This is a genomic window from Pseudomonas sp. LBUM1655 (assembly GCF_059716085.1).
In genome coordinates this window covers 3,349,088-3,368,476 of sequence record NZ_CP166801.1, presented here as the reverse complement: position 1 = coordinate 3,368,476, position 19,389 = coordinate 3,349,088, and the positions used below count along the sequence as shown (strand labels likewise).

General features: G+C 56.4%; 17 protein-coding genes. 8 read left to right on the top strand and 9 right to left on the bottom strand.

Translation table 11 applies throughout. The features are described from left to right. The first annotated feature begins 194 nt into the window (after positions 1–194). Positions 195–1,034, top strand: coding sequence for a UTP--glucose-1-phosphate uridylyltransferase GalU (gene galU, locus ACA074_RS14960; RefSeq protein ID WP_105345983.1), 840 nt, complete (start codon positions 195–197; stop codon positions 1,032–1,034). Between the two features lie 129 nt (positions 1,035–1,163). Then, entirely contained in the window at positions 1,164–2,522 is a 1,359-nt protein-coding gene (gorA, locus tag ACA074_RS14955) for a glutathione-disulfide reductase (protein ID WP_497677250.1), read from the top strand. Here gorA and ACA074_RS14950 read toward each other — a convergent pair. Next, entirely contained in the window at positions 2,519–3,535 is a 1,017-nt protein-coding gene (locus ACA074_RS14950; RefSeq protein ID WP_489879518.1) for a DNA-binding protein, read from the bottom strand. The genes gorA and ACA074_RS14950 overlap by 4 nt on opposite strands. Positions 3,536–3,712: 177 nt before the next feature. Between ACA074_RS14950 and ACA074_RS14945 the strand changes: the two genes are divergently transcribed. The 3 genes from ACA074_RS14945 (at position 3,713) to ahpF (ending at position 7,040) form a co-directional block, all read left to right on the top strand. After that, positions 3,713–4,651, top strand: a complete 939-nt coding sequence (locus ACA074_RS14945; RefSeq protein WP_497677249.1) for a site-specific integrase — start codon at positions 3,713–3,715, stop codon at positions 4,649–4,651. Between the two features lie 138 nt (positions 4,652–4,789). Next, the gene (gene ahpC / locus ACA074_RS14940) at positions 4,790–5,353 is read left to right on the top strand and encodes an alkyl hydroperoxide reductase subunit C (protein WP_034154256.1); all 564 of its coding nucleotides are present in this window, start codon (positions 4,790–4,792) and stop codon (positions 5,351–5,353) included. A gap of 124 nt (positions 5,354–5,477) precedes the next feature. Further along, positions 5,478–7,040 (top strand): alkyl hydroperoxide reductase subunit F, encoded by a 1,563-nt coding sequence (gene ahpF / locus ACA074_RS14935; protein WP_497677248.1) that lies wholly within the window; start codon positions 5,478–5,480, stop codon positions 7,038–7,040. A 94-nt stretch (positions 7,041–7,134) separates the two neighbouring features. On the opposite strand, the gene gloA is transcribed toward ahpF, so the two are convergent. Then, positions 7,135–7,656: a lactoylglutathione lyase gene (gene gloA, locus ACA074_RS14930; protein WP_497614148.1), complete on the bottom strand. Its 522-nt coding sequence runs from the start codon at positions 7,654–7,656 to the stop codon at positions 7,135–7,137. Between the two features lie 140 nt (positions 7,657–7,796). On the opposite strand from gloA, the gene ACA074_RS14925 reads away from it, so the two are divergent. Beyond that, positions 7,797–8,315, top strand: a complete 519-nt coding sequence (locus tag ACA074_RS14925; protein ID WP_497677247.1) for a DUF4946 domain-containing protein — start codon at positions 7,797–7,799, stop codon at positions 8,313–8,315. A 217-nt stretch (positions 8,316–8,532) separates the two neighbouring features. On the opposite strand, the gene ACA074_RS14920 is transcribed toward ACA074_RS14925, so the two are convergent. Together ACA074_RS14920 and ACA074_RS14915 are read right to left on the bottom strand one after the other, a co-directional pair. Next, positions 8,533–8,898 carry a histone-like nucleoid-structuring protein, MvaT/MvaU family gene (locus tag ACA074_RS14920; protein WP_187679905.1) on the bottom strand — a complete coding sequence of 122 codons (366 nt, stop codon included), beginning with the start codon at positions 8,896–8,898 and terminating at the stop codon, positions 8,533–8,535. A 236-nt stretch (positions 8,899–9,134) separates the two neighbouring features. After that, positions 9,135–10,670 (bottom strand): EAL domain-containing protein, encoded by a 1,536-nt coding sequence (locus ACA074_RS14915; protein WP_497677246.1) that lies wholly within the window; start codon positions 10,668–10,670, stop codon positions 9,135–9,137. A gap of 493 nt (positions 10,671–11,163) precedes the next feature. Between ACA074_RS14915 and hppD the strand changes: the two genes are divergently transcribed. Then, positions 11,164–12,240, top strand: coding sequence for a 4-hydroxyphenylpyruvate dioxygenase (gene hppD / locus ACA074_RS14910; RefSeq protein ID WP_497677245.1), 1,077 nt, complete (start codon positions 11,164–11,166; stop codon positions 12,238–12,240). Positions 12,241–12,306: 66 nt separating this feature from the next. Here hppD and rarD read toward each other — a convergent pair whose 3' ends face one another. The 4 genes from rarD to ACA074_RS14890 form a co-directional block, all read right to left on the bottom strand. Next, positions 12,307–13,188: an EamA family transporter RarD gene (rarD, locus tag ACA074_RS14905; protein ID WP_401263908.1), complete on the bottom strand. Its 882-nt coding sequence runs from the start codon at positions 13,186–13,188 to the stop codon at positions 12,307–12,309. 111 nt (positions 13,189–13,299) lie between these two features. Further along, complete coding sequence (locus ACA074_RS14900; protein ID WP_497677244.1) at positions 13,300–15,411, bottom strand: acyltransferase family protein; 2,112 nt, start codon at positions 15,409–15,411, stop codon at positions 13,300–13,302. Positions 15,412–15,518: 107 nt separating this feature from the next. Next, the gene (locus ACA074_RS14895; protein ID WP_489879524.1) at positions 15,519–16,532 is read right to left on the bottom strand and encodes an aldo/keto reductase; all 1,014 of its coding nucleotides are present in this window, start codon (positions 16,530–16,532) and stop codon (positions 15,519–15,521) included. A gap of 68 nt (positions 16,533–16,600) precedes the next feature. Then, on the bottom strand, positions 16,601–17,500 hold the full coding sequence (locus tag ACA074_RS14890) for a LysR family transcriptional regulator (protein WP_497677243.1): 900 nt from the start codon (positions 17,498–17,500) through the stop codon (positions 16,601–16,603). 98 nt (positions 17,501–17,598) lie between these two features. Between ACA074_RS14890 and ACA074_RS14885 the strand changes: the two genes are divergently transcribed. Beyond that, complete coding sequence (locus ACA074_RS14885) at positions 17,599–17,955, top strand: VOC family protein (RefSeq protein WP_187679899.1); 357 nt, start codon at positions 17,599–17,601, stop codon at positions 17,953–17,955. 80 nt (positions 17,956–18,035) lie between these two features. Here the strand turns inward: ACA074_RS14885 and ACA074_RS14880 are convergent, their stop codons facing one another. Continuing rightward, complete coding sequence (locus tag ACA074_RS14880) at positions 18,036–19,346, bottom strand: MFS transporter (RefSeq protein ID WP_401263913.1); 1,311 nt, start codon at positions 19,344–19,346, stop codon at positions 18,036–18,038. Between the last annotated feature and the right edge of the window lie 43 nt (positions 19,347–19,389).

The window sequence follows — 19,389 nt, the reverse complement described above, 5'->3', positions numbered from 1 at the left end:
ATGAGCGTATGGTGGTTCTGCTTGCCGGCATCTTTGAGCTACGCTGATCTGGTTGCGCAAAAATGCCGATGGAACTATCAGCGAGAATATTTCTCTATGTTGGCATCGGTTAGCCAGTGCGGGGCATTGTAAGGTGCACGCCGCCTGATTAGACTGCGCCGAAACTCGTACACACAGCCCTTTCAAGGACTTATATGATCAAGAAATGCTTGTTCCCAGCAGCCGGTTACGGTACTCGCTTCCTGCCAGCGACTAAAGCCATGCCCAAAGAAATGCTGCCGGTGGTAAACAAGCCACTGATCCAGTACGGCGTTGAAGAAGCTCTGGACGCTGGCCTGACTGAAATCTCGATCGTTACCGGTCGTGGCAAGCGCGCTCTGGAAGACCACTTCGACATCAGCTACGAGCTGGAAAACCAGATCAAAGGCACCGACAAGGAGAAATACCTGGTTGGCATCCGCAAACTGCTGGACGAGTGCTCGTTCTCCTACACCCGTCAGACCGAAATGAAAGGTCTGGGCCACGCGATCCTGACCGGTCGCCCGCTGATCGGTGACGAACCGTTCGCCGTGGTGCTGGCGGACGACCTGTGCGTCAACCTCGAAGGCGACGGCGTACTGACCCAGATGGTCAAGCTGTACAAGCAGTTCCGCTGCTCGATTGTGGCCATCCAGGAAGTCGATCCGCAGGAAACCAACAAGTACGGCGTTATCTCCGGCGAGATGATCCGCGACGACATCTACCGCGTTCACAGCATGGTCGAGAAGCCAAAGCCGGAAGATGCTCCGTCGAACCTGGCAATCATCGGTCGTTACATCCTGACCCCGGACATCTTCGACCTGATCGAACAGACCGAGCCAGGCAAGGGCGGCGAAATCCAGATCACCGACGCTCTGATGAAACAAGCCCAGAACGGCTGCGTAATGGCCTACAAGTTCAAGGGCAAACGTTTCGACTGCGGTGGCGCTGAAGGCTACATCGACGCGACCAACTTCTGCTTCGAAAACTTCTACAAGACTGGCAAGGCTTACTGATAGCGCTTGATCCGTCTGTACGAAAAAGCCACCTTCGGGTGGCTTTTTCATTTTCCGTCCTTATATGGATAGCAGTGCTTGCCCAATGGATGTCTACAGGTATGCTGATCCCCTGCCGAGGAGATAAAAATGGCCTACGATTTTGACCTTTATGTGATTGGTGCCGGTTCCGGCGGTGTGCGGGCTGCGCGTTTTGCTGCCGGGTTCGGTGCGAAAGTGGCGGTTGCCGAGAGCCGTTATCTGGGCGGTACTTGCGTCAACGTTGGCTGCGTGCCGAAAAAACTGTTGGTGTACGGCGCGCATTTCGCCGAGGACTTTGAGCAAGCAGCAGGCTTCGGCTGGAGCCTGGGTGAGGCGGATTTTGATTGGTCGACGTTGATCGCCAACAAGGATCGCGAGATCAATCGCCTTAACGGCATCTATCGTAATCTGCTGGTTAACAGTGGCGTGACCCTGCACGAGGCGCACGCCAAAATCGTCGGCCCGCATGAGGTTGAGGTGAATGGTGAGCGCTTCACCGCCAAAAATATTCTGATTGCTACCGGTGGCTGGCCGCAGATTCCGGAGATTCCGGGGCATGAGCACGCGATCAGCTCCAATCAGGCGTTCTTCCTTAAAGAGTTGCCCAAGCGTGTATTGGTTGTGGGCGGTGGTTACATCGCGGTCGAATTCGCGGGGATTTTCCATGGTCTCGGCGCGAACACCACATTGCTGTACCGCGGCGATCTGTTCCTGCGCGGTTTCGACGGTTCGGTACGCAAGCATTTGCAGGAAGAGCTGACCAAGCGTGGCATGGATCTGCAATTCAACGCCGACATTGCACGCATCGACAAGCAAGCCGACGGCAGCCTGAAAGCCACCCTCAAGGATGGTCGCGTGCTGGAAGCGGATTGCGTGTTCTACGCGACCGGTCGCCGTCCGATGCTGGACAATCTGGGGCTGGAAAACACTGACGTGCAGCTCGATGACAAAGGCTTCATCAAGGTCGACGAGCAGTATCAGACCAGCGAGCCATCGATTCTGGCGTTGGGCGATGTGATCGGTCGTGTGCAGTTGACGCCGGTGGCGTTGGCTGAAGGTATGGCGGTAGCGCGGCGTCTGTTCAAGCCGGAGCAATACCGTCCGGTTGATTACAAGATGATCCCGACGGCGGTGTTCAGTCTGCCGAACATTGGCACTGTCGGCTTGACCGAGGAAGAGGCGCGCGATGCAGGTCACGATGTGGTGATCTTCGAGAGCCGCTTCCGGCCTATGAAGCTGACCCTGACCGAATGTCAGGAGAAAACGCTGATGAAGCTGGTGGTCGACGGCAAGACCGACAAAGTGCTCGGTTGCCACATGGTCGGCCCGGACGCGGGCGAAATCGTCCAAGGCCTGGCGATCGCGTTGAAAGCTGGCGCGACCAAGCGCGACTTCGACGACACGATCGGGGTGCACCCGACCGCCGCCGAGGAGTTTGTCACCATGCGTACGCCGGTCGGCGCTTAAGCGTCCTTCGGTTTGGCCGAGTCTGGCGCTGCCGCAACGGTAGCCGCCAGACGCTGGCTCTCTTCCAGGCTCGCCCGAGCTTTGCTCAATGCCTTCTCGAGTGACTGATTAAGCTGCGTTTGCTCTTCGACGTTCTGCTTGAGCGTCTGGGTTTCCAGTGATGCCACGCGCAAGCGTTCCTGGAGGAGGGTGCGCTCGCTGTCGACGCGGGTCGCTTGCTCCAGCAGTTGATCCTGGCGCTGGTTGCTGTGCTTGAGCTGATCCTGCATCAGGCTCAGTTCGCGCTGGGTGCCGCGGTTTTCGGTAAGCAGGCGTTCGTTGTCACGGTGCAGTTGAGTGATCTCGTCCTGACGTACCAGCGCACTCTGTTGCGCCTGGCGCAGTTCTGCCTGCAACTGCTGCACTTGCCCTTCGTGGCGACTCTGTTCCTGTTCGCGCTGTTCTTTGGTGGCGTTGCGGTAATGCTCCAGCGCGTCGCGTGCATGCAGATGCTTTTCTTCCAGTGAGCGAATCTGCTCGTCTTTGTCCTGCAAGCGCAACTCAAAATCGGCCAATGCCTGATTCAGGCCGGCGTTGCGGGTTTGTTCGGTCTGCAGCATTGAGCGGGTGTTGCTCAGCGCTTCGGATTCACGTTCCAGTGCGGCGCCTTGGATCTCGTGCTGTTGCTCCAGTTGTTCCAGTGTCTGGCGCAGCTGTTTCAGTTCGGATTCGAGTGTCTCTCGCTGTTCTTCAAACTGCTCGCGAGCCTGCTCGATAGGCTCTTGTGCCTGTTCTTTCAGTCTCTGTGCAAGGCGTGAAACCAGTGCGGTCAGCTCATCATCGATCGGCTCGGCCGACGCTTCGACGAGCGGGGCGCCGTCATCCAGCTCTTTCAAATAACGATGGATCGTGGTTTTCGAGCCGGTATTGCCCATTTCAATGCGTACTGCATCGATGCTCGGGTGTTCGCCGCGGGCCAGGATCGCTGTGCGCGCGATCTGAACCAGTGCTTTGGTAATGCCGCCACGGGCCATGTGAACTCCTACGGTTACGTACTGTGGTACATGCCACTAAAGTACGCAGTGTACCATCTGAGGAATAAAGGTAAATCTTTGAAATTAAAGAGGCGGGATATACTGGTATTACCCAGTGTCAGACGGCAAAATGCGTTTCTGCATCCTTGAATCAGTACGCTAGAGAGAAAACAGCCCATGAGCGATCTTGATCGCTATCTGCAAGCCGCTACCCGTGACAACACCCGCCGCAGTTATCGCGCGGCCATCGAGCATTTCGAAATCACCTGGGGTGGTTTCTTGCCGGCCACAGCAGAAAGTGTTGCGCGTTATCTGGTGGCGCATGCGGGCGTGCTGTCGATCAACACGTTGAAGTTGCGTTTATCTGCGCTGGCGCAATGGCACAACAGTCAGGGGTTTGCCGATCCGACAAAGGCGCCGATGGTGCGCAAGGTGTTCAAAGGCATTCGGGCGCTGCATCCGGCGCAGGAAAAACAGGCCGAGCCTTTGCAATTGCAGGATCTGGAGCGGGTTGTCGATAGGCTGGAACAAGAGATTCAAACCGCCAGAGAACAACAGGATCGTCCGTTATTGCTCAAGGCTTATCGCGACCGGGCGCTGATTCTTCTGGGCTTCTGGCGCGGCTTCCGCAGTGATGAGTTGTGCCGCTTGCAGATTGAGCATGTGCAAGCGCACGCAGGGCGTGGCATTACGTTGTATCTGCCGCGCAGCAAAGGCGACCGGGAAAACCTTGGCCAGACCTACCAGACCCCGGCACTGTTGAAGCTGTGCCCGGTGCAGGCTTACATCGACTGGATCACCGAAGTGGCGCTCGTGCGCGGTCCGGTGTTCCGCGGTATCGATCGCTGGGGCAATTTGAGCGAGGAGGGCTTGCATGCCAACAGCATCATTCCGTTATTGCGCCAGGCTCTGGATCGTGCCGGGATTGCCGCCGAACGTTACACCAGTCACTCGTTGCGCCGCGGCTTCGCAACGTGGGCGCATCAAAGCGGCTGGGATCTCAAATCACTGATGAGTTACGTAGGCTGGAAGGATATGCAGTCAGCCATGCGCTATGTTGAAGCCAGCCCCTTTCAAGAGATGGCTCGGATTACGGATAAACCGGCTTCGTCGTAGATATCGTTTTCTTCTATTAATACAGTCTGCTAATAGCGAAAACAAATCAGCAGCATCAGGTTTGCCAATGAGCCATCCGTCGAGTGAGTGGGTAGGATTCACCCCATCAACTTCATAACCCCTGACGGAGAGTCATCAATGCCTATCATCAACAGCCAAGTAAAACCGTTCAAAGCTACCGCGTTCAAAAACGGCGACTTCGTTCAAGTCTCGGACGCTGACCTGAAAGGCAAGTGGTCGGTGGTGTTCTTCTACCCAGCTGACTTCACCTTCGTTTGCCCAACCGAACTGGAAGACCTGGCTGACAACTACGCTGCCTTCCAGAAGCTGGGCGTAGAGATCTACAGCGTTTCCACCGACACCCACTTCGCTCACGCTGCCTGGCACAACACTTCGCCAGCCATCGGCAAAATCGAATACACCATGATCGGCGACCCGACCCACGCCATCTCCCGCAATTTCGACGTACTGATCGAAGAAGCTGGCTTGGCTGACCGTGGCACCTTCGTGATCAACCCTGAAGGCCAGATCAAAATCGTTGAACTGAACGATGGCGGCGTTGGCCGTGACGCTTCCGAGCTGCTGCGCAAAATCAAGGCTGCTCAGTATGTTGCCGCTCACCCGGGCGAAGTTTGCCCAGCCAAGTGGAAAGAAGGCGAGGCCACTCTGGCTCCGTCCCTGGACCTGGTCGGCAAGATCTAAGTCTGTGACACGCAACTCAGGGCGGAACTCCGCACCTACTTAAGTAAGCTGCACCGCCCAATAGAAAAGCCCGGGCGAGATTCGCTCGGGCTTTTTTTCGCCTCAAATAAAGGAAATCGCCCGTATGTTGGACGCCAATCTTAAAGCCCAGTTGAAATCGTACCTGGAACGGGTCACCCAGCCGATCGAGATCGTTGCTTCTCTCGACGACGGTGCGAAATCCCGTGAAATGCTGGAACTGCTGAAAGACGTTGCCAGTCTTTCGAGCCAAATTACCCTGATCGACAGCGGTGATGATGCGCGCAAGCCATCGTTCTCGATCAATCGCCCGGGCGCCGACATCAGTCTGCGCTTCGCCGGCATCCCGATGGGCCACGAATTCACTTCGCTGGTGCTGGCCCTGCTGCAAGTCGGCGGCCACCCATCGAAAGCCAGTGTTGAAGTGATCGAGCAGATCCGCTCGCTCAAAGGTGGGTTCAGCTTCGAGACTTACTTCTCGCTGTCCTGCCAGAACTGCCCGGACGTCGTCCAGGCACTGAATCTGATGGCCGTACTCAACCCGAACATCCGCCACGTCGCCATTGACGGCGCGCTGTTCCAGGACGAAGTCAACGATCGCAAGATCATGGCCGTGCCAAGCATCTACTTGAATGGTGAGAACTTCGGCCAGGGCCGTATGGGCCTGGAAGAAATTCTCGCCAAACTCGACACTGGCGCCATCGAGCGTCAAGCCGAGAAAATCAGCGCCAAAGAAGCCTTCGACGTGCTGGTCGTCGGCGGTGGCCCGGCTGGTGCTTCGGCAGCTATTTACGCTGCACGCAAAGGCATTCGTACCGGCGTTGCGGCTGAGCGTTTCGGCGGTCAAGTGCTGGACACCATGGCCATCGAGAATTTCATTTCCGTGCAGGAAACCGAAGGCCCGAAACTGGCCACTGCACTGGAAGAACACGTCAAACAGTACGACGTCGACATCATGAACCTGCAGCGCGCCGACAAACTGATCCCGGGCAAAAACGGCGAGCTGCACGAAGTCCGCTTCGCCAGCGGCGCGACCCTCAAAGCCAAGAGCATGATTCTGGCGACCGGTGCGCGATGGCGTGAAATGAACGTCCCGGGCGAGCAGGAGTACCGCAACAAAGGTGTGGCGTACTGCCCGCACTGCGACGGTCCGCTATTCAAAGGCAAGCGTGTCGCGGTGATTGGCGGTGGTAACTCCGGCGTTGAAGCGGCGATTGACCTGGCCGGTATCGTGTCTCACGTAACCTTGCTTGAGTTTGATGTACAGCTGCGTGCTGACGCCGTGTTGCAGCGCAAGTTGCACAGCCTGCCGAACGTGACTGTGATCACCAGTGCGCAAACCACCGAGGTCACCGGCAATGGTGAGAAGGTCAACGGCCTGCGTTACAAGGATCGCAATACTGACGAACTGCGCAACGTCGAATTAGAAGGGATTTTTGTGCAGATCGGTCTGCTGCCGAACACTGATTGGCTCAAAGGCACTATCGAGCTGTCGCCACGCGGCGAGATCATTGTCGATAACCGTGGTGAAACGTCGATCCCGGGCATCTTCGCTGCCGGTGACGTGACCACTGTGCCGTACAAGCAGATCGTCATCGCGGTGGGCGAGGGCGCCAAGGCTTCGCTGAGCGCGTTCGATCACTTGATCCGTACTTCGGCTCCGGCGTAAACGCCAAGCCTTAAAGCACAAAACCCCATGAGTGATCATGGGGTTTTGTGTGGGTGTAACAAAAGATCGCAGCCTGCCGCAGGCTGCGATCTTTTTACATCGGTGCTGGCTGGATGATCTCAACCCAATAGCCATCCGGGTCCTTGATAAACGCCAGACTCTTCATGCGGCCATCGGTGAGGCGTTTCTGGAAATCACAGCCCAGTTCTTCAAAACGCGCGCAAGCGGCGACGATATCCGGCACCGAGATGCAGATGTGGCCGAAGCCACGCGGGTCGGTGTTGCCGTTGTGATAGGCAAACTCAGCATCGTTTTCGGTGCCGTGGTTGTGGGTCAATTCCAGAATGCCCGGGATCGACTTCATCCACTCGGTGCGGGCAGCGGCGTCGGCCGGGATCTGCGCTTTGTCGACCAGGGCCAGGAAGTACAGGCTGAACTCCGCTTCCGGGAAGTCGCGTTTCTCGACCAGCGAGAAACCCAGCACGCGTGTGTAGAAGTCCAGCGACTGGGTGATGTTCTTCACACGCAGCATGGTGTGGTTGAAAACGAAGTTGTGGGTTGCGCTGTCCGGGGTGGCAGTGACGCCAGGGAAAGTGTTCAGTTCGTGCAGGCTCATAGGCCCTCCGTAACAATGGGGCGAGTGAATGGGCGCAATGATACGCATGCCTGCCGGCATCGCCAAACCCAAAGCGCGGGCTTGCTCTGTGTGCGGGTGGGCCTCAGACTTTGTGGCTCAATCTGCGAGTGTTGCCGGCAATGATCCGACTGTTCAAAACCCTGTTTGTTTTCTTTGGCCTGGCGTTTGTCGCGCCGGCCGTGTTTGCCGACCCGCCAGGCATCACTTGGCCCGCAGGTTGGGAGGTCGAAGCGCTGGCTGATACCGCGCCACAGGTTTTCCGGCAGCGGGCCGTGAAGAATGATGCCGATGGCAATCAAGTGATGGTGATGGAATTGACCATGACTCAGGTGGAGCCGGGTCACCAGGTCAATTTGCAGGGCGTGTTGCTGGAAATGCGCAAGTCGATACAAAAGGACTTTTTTCAGGGGGGTTATCAAAGTGTCTGCAACAAGGTGCATCCTGCGACGCTCGGTTCTTTGTCTGCTCTGGAGACGACTTGTACGGTGACTGAAAACGGTCGGCATGTGTTATCGCAAACGCTCGTCGCAGCCATCGAAGCGGATAAGGCTTATGTCCTTTCGTATGCCGGTCAGGCTGACGTCTATAAGGCGAGTTCAGACGAAATAGCAGCAGTGAAAAACAGCCTAAAACTTTAGACGCCTGCTCTATTCAAGACAGGATTAGATACCCGAAGGGATTAAGCATAAAGTTTAACGTTGCTCCGGGTCGCAACATCGAGCAGCAAAATGTTTAGCTCGCTGGCTCGGAAACGTTACAGAAAAGTCGCAACTTTAACGATGAAATTCATTTCATTTGTTAGATATTGTCAATAAAAAAAGCCCTGCGTATGCAGGGCTTTTTGTTGGCGTCAGATTAACCGCGCAACCAGGAGTCAACGGTGCCTGCACCGTATTGTTCCTTCCAGGCTTTCAGGCCACGGTGGTTGCCGCCCTTGGTCTCAATCAGTTCACCGGTATGCGGATTGTGATAGACCTTGACCACGCGAGCGCGGCGGGTTTTAGGTGCTGCAGCGGTTTGCAGGCCGGATTTAGCCGGATTCGGGTCGAGAATGGCGATGATGTCTTTCAGGCCTTTGCCGTAGGTTTTCATCAGCCCCTGGAGCTTTTCTTCGAATTCGATTTCTTTCTTGAGCCCGGCATCGTTCTTCAGCGATTCCAACTGCTTGAGCTGTTCCTGAAGGGCCTTTTCAGCTGCACGAAATTCAGCGAGTCTGGACAATATCTTTACTCCAATAGTGTATTTGGCTGATACCAACCGCAAACAAAGCTATAAGCCAAGAGCCCTGTAGCGACTCGGTGATAATTGGCTCACCTGCCAATCTTTGCGCAGGCAAGAAAAATTGTAGTTGTTAATGCCTCAGGAGTAAATCCTGATGTTGTCTTCATGTAACAGCAGTGGACTTTTTGTATCAATTTGGTGCGTCTTGTCGGTGCGCGACGCTTAAGTCAATTTAGTTAATGATGACTTAATGCACTAATGAAGTCTGCCCCCGGCATGGGTTTGCCGTACAGATAACCCTGTAGAAAGTTGACCTTGTGCGCGGTCAGATAGTCGGCTTGCGCCTGAGTTTCGACACCTTCGGCAACAATGCCCAGATCAAGCTTGGCCGAGAGTTCGATGATGGAGTCCAGTATGTGCCGTGAGAGAGCATCGATGCCGATCATGGCAACGAAGCTCTGGTCGATCTTGAGGAAGTCCACATTGAATTTGCGCAAGTAACCAAGACTCGAATGACCGGTGCCGAAGTCGTCGATGGCGATCATCACACCCAGCGCGCGCAACTGTTCGAACAGTTGTCGTGTCGTGTCGGTGGGCTCGATCAGCTCGCGCTCGGTGAGCTCCAGCACCAAGTGGATGCTGTCGGGAACGAAGGCGGCGAGAAACTCGTGGCAATCCTTCACCAGTACCAGATCCTGACAATGGCTTGCCGTGATGTTTATGCCGATGTGAAACGGTGTGGCGAAGGTCGATGACTGTGGCCCGAGCAATGCTGCGGTCTGCTGCATCAAGGCGCGGGTCATCGGCACGATCAGGCCCGAATGCTCGGCGAACGGGATAAACAGATCCGGACGCACCAGGCCTTCCTTGGGGTGATTCCAGCGCATCAGGACTTCGGCGCCCGACCATTTCTTGCTATCGCCATGAACCACGGGCTGGAAGTACGGAATGAACTCGCCGGCTTCCAGGGCACGGAGCATTTCATGGCTCGGCGAAGTGGAGCGCTTTTGCAAGACGTGCCCGATTGCGCCCGAGACCACACCAAAAAAAATCAGCAGGCTGAACAGCGGCGGGTATTCGTGGGCCATATAACGCCAGGTTTCACCGCTGGGAAACCCGGCAGACACGTTGAATGCATAGCGGGAAGAATCCAGCATGCTTTGCGCTACCGGGAAAGCGGGCAGGGCACCTTGATGGACTTTGCCATCGGCGGACAACCAGTTGTCGCCCACTTGCAGCAACAGCAGCGTCTGCCGGCCGATCAGGCGCAGCATGTTGCTCAAGTGATAGCCATCCAGTGTCGTCAATGCACCGCCGCGACCTTCACTGAGTCGATACACCAGCAATGCCGTATTGGGCGTCACCGGGTTGCCGTTCATCAACCACAACTTGCCATCGTTGTAGTCGCCGGCATTGACGGCTTCCTTATAGTCTCCGAACAACGAGCTGCAATAGAGGTTGTCTTCCCACACCAGATTGGTGGAGCGGACGAAAGGGCGGCGGGTGACTTGCTCGCGCAGGGCCAATTTGACGTCTTCGCAGCGTTGGCCGGCCAGTGGGAGCAGTTCCTGAGCGGCTTGGGCGGTGTTGTCGAGCATCAACTCAAACTGACGCAACGCCTCCTCGGCGGTCTGTTGTGAACTTTGCTGCAGCGTTCGTTCCGCCTGCATATAAAGAATTAAGCTGCCCAGTAAAACCGGGAGCAAGCCACTGAACAGTGTGACGACGATGCGGGTCATGCGCTTGCGGCGGGTTCTGATAGTTAAAGGCATGAGCGCATCCTGTCGCATGAAAGTGGGATCTTGAATGCAGGCCGGGCAACGGCGCATCACTGAGAAACTGCTCAGTTAGAGGGGATGATAGATGGCCGTTCACGCTTGTGCCGCTCATCGTCAGCTATGCGTGCGGCCAACTCTATAAATAGCCGCGCTGGCCATCTGCCCGGGGTGTGCGGAATGCAGGGCAATATACGTTAGCAACAATCTCCTTGCACCAGCGCCAAAAAAGCGGATTTTATAGAGAGGGCAGACAACCCTATTTACGCTGTGTAGAATCGGGTTACGCATACAATAATAATCGTCTTCTGGCAGCAGAAGCCTCGCCCGCAAGAGCCTTGGGTCGACAATGAAGATATTCGGGTTTCAACTGATCTACGGTGACTTCCTCGCCCGCAGTGTGCGTGGCATCTCCTGCGCGCCACCCACCGGTCTCAGCATTACTGACAAATAACCCTGGTTAATTGATAAGAAATGATGAGGCGCCACCATGGCAGATTTATACGAAAACCCAATGGGCCTGATGGGCTTTGAATTCATCGAGCTCGCATCGCCTGTTCCTGGCACCCTTGAGCCGATCTTCGAGATCATGGGCTTCACCAAAGTCGCGACCCACCGGTCCAAGAACGTGCACCTGTATCGTCAGGGCGCGATCAATCTGATCCTCAACAACGAACCGAACAGCGTTGCTTCGTACTTCGCAGCCGAGCACGGCCCGTCGGTATGTGGCATGGCGTTCCGGGTCAAGGATTCGCAAAAAGCCTACAACCGCGCACTGGAACTCGGTGCCCAGCCGATCCACATCGAAACCGGTCCCATGGAACTGAACCTGCCAGCGATCAAAGGCATTGGCGGTGCGCCGCTGTACCTGATCGACCGTTTCGGCGAAGGCAGTTCTATCTATGACATCGACTTCGTCTTCATCGAAGGCGTTGACCGCAACCCGGTCGGTGCCGGCCTGAAGATCATCGATCACCTGACCCACAACGTGTACCGCGGTCGCATGGCTTACTGGGCGAACTTCTACGAGAAGCTGTTCAATTTCCGCGAAATTCGTTACTTCGACATCAAGGGCGAATACACCGGCCTGACGTCGAAAGCGATGACTGCGCCGGACGGCATGATCCGCATCCCGCTGAACGAAGAGTCCTCGAAGGGCGCCGGGCAGATCGAAGAGTTCCTGATGCAGTTCAATGGCGAGGGCATCCAGCACGTCGCATTCCTCTCCGACGACCTGATAAAGACCTGGGATCACCTGAAAAAAATCGGCATGCGCTTCATGACCGCGCCGCCGGAAACCTATTACGAAATGCTCGAAGGCCGCCTGCCGAACCACGGCGAACCGGTTGATCAACTGCAAGTGCGCGGCATTCTGCTCGATGGCTCGTCGGAGCAGGGCGACAAGCGTCTGCTGCTGCAGATCTTCTCGGAAACCCTGATGGGGCCAGTGTTCTTCGAATTCATTCAGCGTAAAGGCGACGATGGTTTCGGCGAGGGCAACTTCAAGGCGCTGTTCGAATCGATCGAGCGTGACCAGGTGCGTCGTGGTGTACTCGCGACCGAGTAACCGGCTACTGAAATGAAAAATCCCGGTCTGCAGTGATGCAGGGCCGGGATTTTTTTTGTGTTGGATTTAAGGTCGGCGTTGCCGCATCAAGTGCTTGAAACCTTCAAAAACCAGCACAACGACCGCCAACCAGATCGGAATGTACGTCAACCATTCACCGGACTTGATACTTTCACCCAGCAACAACGCCACACCGAGCAACAGCACCGGCTCAACGTAACTCAACAAACCAAACAGACTGAACGGCAGTAACCGGCTGGCAATAATGTAAACCACCAGCGCCGAAGCACTGATCAGGCCGAGCAGCGGAATCAGCCACATCAACGCCGGATACTGGTCGAACACGGCCAGGCCTTGCTCGCCGCCCTGAACAAACCAATAGGCCACCGGCAGCATCAGGGTCATATCAACCCACAAGCCGCCGAGGTTGTCGGTTTTCAGGTATTTGCGCAGCACGAAGTACAACGGATAGCCGACCACGACCACCAGCGTCGCCCAGGAAAATCCGCCGACCTGATACAACTCGTTCAGCACACCCAGACTCGCGAAGAACACCGCGACCTTTTGCAGGTACGACAGGCTCTCGCCATAGGCAATCCGCCCGGTCAGCACCATGGCCAGCGGCAGCAGGAAGTAACCCAGCGACACATCGAGGCTGTAACCGTTGAGCGGCGCCCACATGAACAGCCATAACTGCACGCCGAGCAGGCCGGCCGAAACAATCAGCCCGCCGATCAATTTCGGCTTTGCCGCCATCAGGCGAACCAACTCCAGCACCCGCCGCCATTCCCCGGACACCAGCATGAACACGGTCATGCACGGCACGGTCAGCAGCATCCGCCAGCCAAAGATTTCCACGCCGCTCAACGGGGTGAGCAGCGAGGTGTAGTAATACATGACGGCAAACAGCACCGAGGCTGAAACCGATAGAGCGATACCTTTAGACAAACTGTCCTCGCGAGTGGGTGATCAAACGGGGCGCGAAGGATACGTGGTTTTTGTGCTGAATATTGGCCAGATGCTCATTATTTGCCACACACACACAAGCGTAGTCAGTTTTTACGGCTTGGCCTTCAGCGGATTGCCATAGCGCTTGAGGTACATCTCCCCGAACCGGTAAGAGGCGTAGTCGGTCACGTGGCCGATGTCACGGTAGACCGGCAAACCGTCGACCATCGTCACGCAAGTGCCGTCTTTGCACTGCGTGCTTTTCGGATCGATCACAATCAACGTCGGATATTCGGCAGTCAGGTCATTGAAGAGTTTTTCCAGCACGGGGTCTTTATCGCCTGCCCATGGCACCGTAGCGCAGAGACGGCTTTGCTCGGTACTCCCCATCAAACCCCGCAACTTGACCTGTTTTAACAGGCACTCGTTGATACCCGGCGGCATTGGCAGGGTGTTCTCCAAAAAGACTGGGGTAGCTCCCGATTTGACGATGATATCCAGGGCTTCGCGGATCGCCACGCCCAGGCGCTGTTGCGACAGTTCATAACTGCGCGGGTCATCCAGTTTGGTGACGATGGCATCGGTGAGATAGGCCTCCCAGAACTGGCCAACAATCACATACTGAAAATGCTTCTTCGCGATCATGGCGTAGTAGCGCTGGGCGGCATCGTGGCACTTTTGATAAAGCGCGTTCTTGTATTTATTCCAGTTGTACAAATAGATTCCGGGCAGCGCCAGACATGCCGGGTAACCCTGAACAAGAACTGAAAGATTGGCATCCGTCGCCAATGTTTCAACAAAGCCCCAGTAGTGATTTGAAAACGAATCACCCATCAGTAGTACTTGCGGCGCTGCCTGCGCGCTGCCCATCAGGCAGCCGGGATCGGCACCATCGCTGACACCCAGGCAACCCTCACGGCTCACCGGAACAGCCGCTTTCAAACCGTTGAACAGGTTGGTGTAGCCTTCGTTGAAGCGGTTCGGCCAACCCTCGTGTATATCGCTGGCTGAGTGGAGGATCGACAGGCAGATGGCGGGCAAAATCATCAGCACTACCAGGGTTTTGGTAAAACCAGCCCGGGCTTTTCGATATCTGTTTTCAATCAGCACAAAGGACAGCCAGGCAACCACGAAGGTGGAGACGAAGTAGACGACCGTCATCATCGGCGTGAGGGCGATGCCCAAGTAAGTCATCACCGCCAGAATCGGCCAGTGCCACAGGTACAGGGAGTAAGAGAGCGTGCCAATAAACACGAGCGGTTTGAACGCCAGCAATTTTGACGTGATGCTGGCGTCGCCTATGCCCTGAAAGAGCAGCACTGCGGTGGCGAGACACACGGCAATGGCGTAGTAGTCCGGAAAACCCGACACGATATCTACCCGGGTAGCGCAGTAGATAATAGTGGCAAGTGAGAGCGCACAGAGCAGGGACGCGCTGAGGCGATTGAGTCTGAACCTGTCCGTGCTGAAGATCACGGCACAGGAGCCGATCATCAATTCAAAGATTCGCGCGGTGAAGAAGTAATAGTTCTTTTCGGGGTGCGCGTAAGACAGATACAACGCGAGTGCCATTGCCGCCACGGTCAAAGCGAAGACCACCGCTTTGAAGGCTTTTTTCGCCACATAACGGTTGATCAACCACATCCCCAGTGGCAGAACCAAATACCACTGCCATTCGATAGCCAGCGACCAGGTGTGCAACAGCGGCAGGCTTGCCGCATCGGGCGTGGCATAACCCGTTGTCACTTTGGAAAAGTACTGGTTGGAGATGATTAACGATGTGTACTTTTCGCTTTTCAGAAAGTCGACATAGTCATCGGGCAGGTACAGCAGCGTTGTGACGATCAGTGTCGCTACCAGCAACGCGATGACGGCAGGTTGCAATCGCCAGATCCGACGCGTGTAAAACCCGGAAAAAGTGAATGTGCCGTTGTTCAGCGACTTCAGGATGATCGAGGTCGTCAAATACCCCGAAATCACGAAGAAGATATCGACGCCAATAAAACCGGAGGGGAAAAGCGCCAGTCCGCCGTGAAAAATCAGTACGAGCAGAACAGCGATTGCGCGAAGTCCATCAACATCAGCGCGGTAATTAATGGAGGGCGTGCGATCCCCGGCAGTTACGGCCGCAACGGGCTGACGCCACTGCTTTTTCTCGCCGAGTAGATTAAACAGCAGCCCACGCAAAGACTTTTTTGATACCTCAACGGGGCGATTGAACATGATTAATCCCTGGCGATGTCCGAACGATCACTGATTCCGTTTGATCGTGCTCGATTCAATGAAAAAACAGCCGATTGTATCGGCTGTTGCAGGGATAGGGAAAAATCTTAAGCCCGGTGCGGTTTGCGACCCGACACAAAATGGCTTACATCGTTGAACCCCGGTGTCGAGGCATGGCCTGGTGTCACCAGCGAATCGATAAACGCTTCATCCTCCGCCGTGATCTTCACCGATTGCGCCTTGGTGTACGCGTCCCACTGCGCTTCAGTACGAGGCCCGACAATTGCCGATGTGACTGCGCTGTTGTTCAACACCCAGGCAATCGCAAACTCGACGATGCCGACGCCACGGCCCTCGGTGTATTGCTGAATTTGCTGGGCAATGCGCAGCGACTCCACCCGCCATTCGGTTTCCAGAATGCGTTTGTCCTGCCGGCCGGCACGGCTGTTGGCGTCTGGCGTTACGTCTGGCGCGTATTTGCCGCTGAGTACGCCTCGGGCGAGTGGGCTGTAAGGCACCACACCCAGACCATACGTCTGCGCAGCGGTAATCTGTTCGGTCTCGGCCTGACGGTTGACGATGTTGTACAGAGGCTGGCTGATCACCGGGCGATCAATGCCAAGTTTGTCGGCGATGCGAATCACCTCGGCGATCCGCCAGCCACGATAGTTCGACAGGCCCCAATAACGAATCTTGCCTTGACGAATCAGGTCGCCGATCGCCGAGATCGTCACTTCCAGTGGCGTGTTGTGGTCTTCGCGGTGCAGGTAATAGATGTCGAGGTAATCAGTGCCGAGCCGAGTCAGGCTGGCATCGAGTCCGTTGAAGATATGTTTGCGGCTTAAACCGCTGCGGTTTGGTACGCCGTCCACCGGGCCGAATCCCACCTTGGTCGCCAAGACCCATTCATGGCGATTGCCGGCAATCGCTTCGCCGACGATCTCCTCCGAGCGACCATTGGTGTACACGTCAGCGGTATCAATGAAGTTGATGCCCTGATCCCAGGCCTTGTCGATGATGCGCAGCGACTCCTCGGTGCTGGTCTGTTCGCCAAACATCATCGTGCCGAGGGTGAGGGTGGACACCTGCAACCCCGAGTGGCCCAGTGTGCGATAGCTCATGCCAAAATCCCTTTGTCGGTGGGAATGCCTTAATCAAATACCAGAAGCGTGCGACGCGGCAAAGTGAATTATCGGCTCAAGCCTCGGCAGCGTGCCTGCAAAAACGCCTGCAACACACGGACCCGTTCCGATACCTGCACCCGATGTGGGCAGAGTAAATTGAACGGCACACTTTCACCTTGCCAGTCATCGAACAAGGTCATCAGTCGCCCGGCACGCACGTCTTCGGCGACATCGAGCCAGGCTTTGTAAGCGATGCCATGCCCGGCCAGTGCCCAACGGCGGGCGACTTCGCCGTCGTCGCTGAGATAGTCGCCATGGACTTCGACTTCAAGCGTTTCATCGTCGCGACTGAAACGCCAGGTGTTGTAAGGCCGACCATTGCGTAAGTAGAGCAGGGCACTGTGCTTCGTTAATTCGCTCGGGTTTTGCGGTGTGCCATGAAGGGCTAAATAGGCTGGACTGGCGCAAGCCACGCGACGATGCTCAGGCAGGATCGGCAACGCCACCAGCGTCGAATCGCTCGGTACGCCGAAGCGCAGCGCCACGTCTACGGTTTCACGAAACAGATCGGCATGGCGGTCGTTCAGCAGCAGTTGCAACTGAACGTGCGGATGTTCGCGTTTGAAATCATCCAGCCACGGCAACAACACATTGCGCCCGAAGTCCGACGGTGCCGCCAGTTGCAGTACGCCGCTCAGGCCTTCGCTCTGCTGCTTGAGCGCCTGCTCACCCTCGGCCAGTGTCGCGAGGGCAAGGCGCACACTTTCCAGATAGCGCCGGCCTTCTTCAGTCAGGCGCATGCTCCGGGTGGAGCGCGCCAGCAGGCGGATGCCGAGGCGGGTTTCAAGACGCTTCAAGGCGATGCTGGCGGCGGCCGGTGTCAGCTCCAATGCGCGGGCGGCGGCGGAAATGCTCCCGGAGTCGGCGACGCGGACGAAGATCTCCAGATCGAGAATCGAGCTCATTGGTAAAAATCCTTTAAAGATCTTTGCGTTTTAGCGGGATTTTTCCGTGATTGGCAAGTGTGGATACTGCAATCAGTGAATAACCGCAGGAGATGAGCATGACGTGGACATTCGATCATCTGGCTTTCAACACCGCTGACGGCCAGACGTTGCAGGACAATTTCGCGGCATTGCTGGGGCTGGCGCCGGGGCGTCGGCCGCCGTTTCCGTTTCCCGGCCGCTGGCTGTATCAGGACGCGCACGCCGTGGTGCATGTGATCGAGCAGCCAACTTTCGATGATACTGAACTCAGCCACATTGCGTTTCGCACCGATGAGCCGGCGGAAACTGTGTTGCGGCGGGTGCGTGAGAGTGGATTGCCGTACCAGTTGGCGCAAGTGCCGGGCGAGGGGATCTGGCAGATCTTTGTGCAGATGCCGGGTGGATTAGTAATTGAGTTGGATGCGTTTTCCTGACAGCAAAAGATCGCAGCCTTCGGTAGCTCCTACACCGACTGTAGGAACTGCCGCAGGCTGCGATCGTTTGATCTTCTAAATCAAACCCGCAACGTCCGCGTCATCCGTAACGCCAGCAGACTCCCGCCGACAATCACTCCCGCCAGCAGATACAACGCCGCATCGGTCGACCCGGTGCTGTCCTTGACCCAACCCACCAGATACGGGCTGAGGAACCCGGCCATCTGCCCCATCGAGTTGATCAACGCCAGACCACCCGCTGCTGCGCCTGCACTGAGCATCGCCGTCGGCACCGGCCAGAACATCGGCAGGCCGGTGAGGGCGCCCATGGTCGCAATGGTCAAACCGAGAATCGCAATCGCCGGGTTGGCCGCAAAGTTCACCGCAATCACCAGACCAATCGCACCCATCAGCATCGGCACCACCAGATGCCAGCGACGTTCTTGGCGCAGGTCTGCCGAACGCCCGACCACCAGCATGAACACTGCCGCCAGCAGGTAAGGAATCGCACTCAACCAGCCGATGACCAGGTTATCGCTGAAACCGAGGTTCTTGATGATCGACGGCAGCCAGAAGTTGATCGCGTACACGCCGCTCTGGATGCAAAAGTAGATCAGGCCAAACGCCCAGATCGCCGGATTCTTGAATACCGCCAGCAGTGAATCAGATGTGGTTTTTGGCTTGTTCGCCAAGTCTTCGGCCTGATCCGCTTCGAGCACGGCGCGCTCGTGTGGGGTCAGCCATTTGGCGTTGGCGAAGCTGTCGCTCAGCAGGAAATACGCCAGCGCACCCAGTATCACGGTCGGAATGCCTTGCAGCAGGAACATCCACTGCCAACCGGCCAAACCGCCCTGGCCCGCCGCGAAATGGTTGAGAATCCAGCCGGAAAACGGGCTGCCGAGCAAACCGGACACCGGGATCGCCGACATGAACAACGCCATGATCCGGCCACGGCGGAACGTCGGGAACCACTGCGAGAGATACAGCACAACGCCCGGGAAGAACCCGGCTTCGGCAGCACCGGTGAACAGGCGCAGGGTGTAGAACTCGGTGGGGGTGGTGACGAACAACAGGCAGGTCGACAGCGTGCCCCAAGTGATCATCATCAGCGCGATCCAGCGCCGCGGACCGAATTTGGTCAGCGCCAGATTGCTCGGTACGCCGCACAGCACGTAGCCGATGAAAAAAATACCGGCACCGAGGCCGTAGACGGTTTCGCTGAATTTCAGCGCGTCGAGCATCTGCAGTTTGGCAAATCCAACGTTTACCCGGTCGAGGTAGTTGAACAGATAGCAGATGAAGATGAAGGGGATTAAACGCAGGGTGATGCGTTTATAAACGGCGTTTTTACCGTCATCGATGGTCTGGGTAGCTGCGGCGCTCTGCGACATAGCGGCTCTCTCTTTATTATGATTTTTTGCGATGCAAAGGGTA

Excerpts from the sequence above, each read along its gene's own strand:
- ACA074_RS14925 (WP_497677247.1), top strand. The coding sequence starts at position 7,797 with ATGATCCGACTGTTCAAAACCCTGTTTGTTTTCTTTGGCCTGGCGTTT.
- galU (WP_105345983.1), top strand. The coding sequence starts at position 195 with ATGATCAAGAAATGCTTGTTCCCAGCAGCCGGTTACGGTACTCGCTTC.
- ahpC (WP_034154256.1), top strand. The coding sequence starts at position 4,790 with ATGCCTATCATCAACAGCCAAGTAAAACCGTTCAAAGCTACCGCGTTC.
- ACA074_RS14950 (WP_489879518.1), bottom strand. The coding sequence starts at position 3,535 with ATGGCCCGTGGCGGCATTACCAAAGCACTGGTTCAGATCGCGCGCACA.
- ACA074_RS14880 (WP_401263913.1), bottom strand. The coding sequence starts at position 19,346 with ATGTCGCAGAGCGCCGCAGCTACCCAGACCATCGATGACGGTAAAAAC.
- ACA074_RS14915 (WP_497677246.1), bottom strand. The coding sequence starts at position 10,670 with ATGCCTTTAACTATCAGAACCCGCCGCAAGCGCATGACCCGCATCGTC.
- ACA074_RS14945 (WP_497677249.1), top strand. The coding sequence starts at position 3,713 with ATGAGCGATCTTGATCGCTATCTGCAAGCCGCTACCCGTGACAACACC.
- gorA (WP_497677250.1), top strand. The coding sequence starts at position 1,164 with ATGGCCTACGATTTTGACCTTTATGTGATTGGTGCCGGTTCCGGCGGT.
- ACA074_RS14900 (WP_497677244.1), bottom strand. The coding sequence starts at position 15,411 with ATGTTCAATCGCCCCGTTGAGGTATCAAAAAAGTCTTTGCGTGGGCTG.
- ACA074_RS14890 (WP_497677243.1), bottom strand. The coding sequence starts at position 17,500 with ATGAGCTCGATTCTCGATCTGGAGATCTTCGTCCGCGTCGCCGACTCC.
- gloA (WP_497614148.1), bottom strand. The coding sequence starts at position 7,656 with ATGAGCCTGCACGAACTGAACACTTTCCCTGGCGTCACTGCCACCCCG.
- hppD (WP_497677245.1), top strand. The coding sequence starts at position 11,164 with ATGGCAGATTTATACGAAAACCCAATGGGCCTGATGGGCTTTGAATTC.
- ACA074_RS14895 (WP_489879524.1), bottom strand. The coding sequence starts at position 16,532 with ATGAGCTATCGCACACTGGGCCACTCGGGGTTGCAGGTGTCCACCCTC.
- ACA074_RS14885 (WP_187679899.1), top strand. The coding sequence starts at position 17,599 with ATGACGTGGACATTCGATCATCTGGCTTTCAACACCGCTGACGGCCAG.
- ahpF (WP_497677248.1), top strand. The coding sequence starts at position 5,478 with ATGTTGGACGCCAATCTTAAAGCCCAGTTGAAATCGTACCTGGAACGG.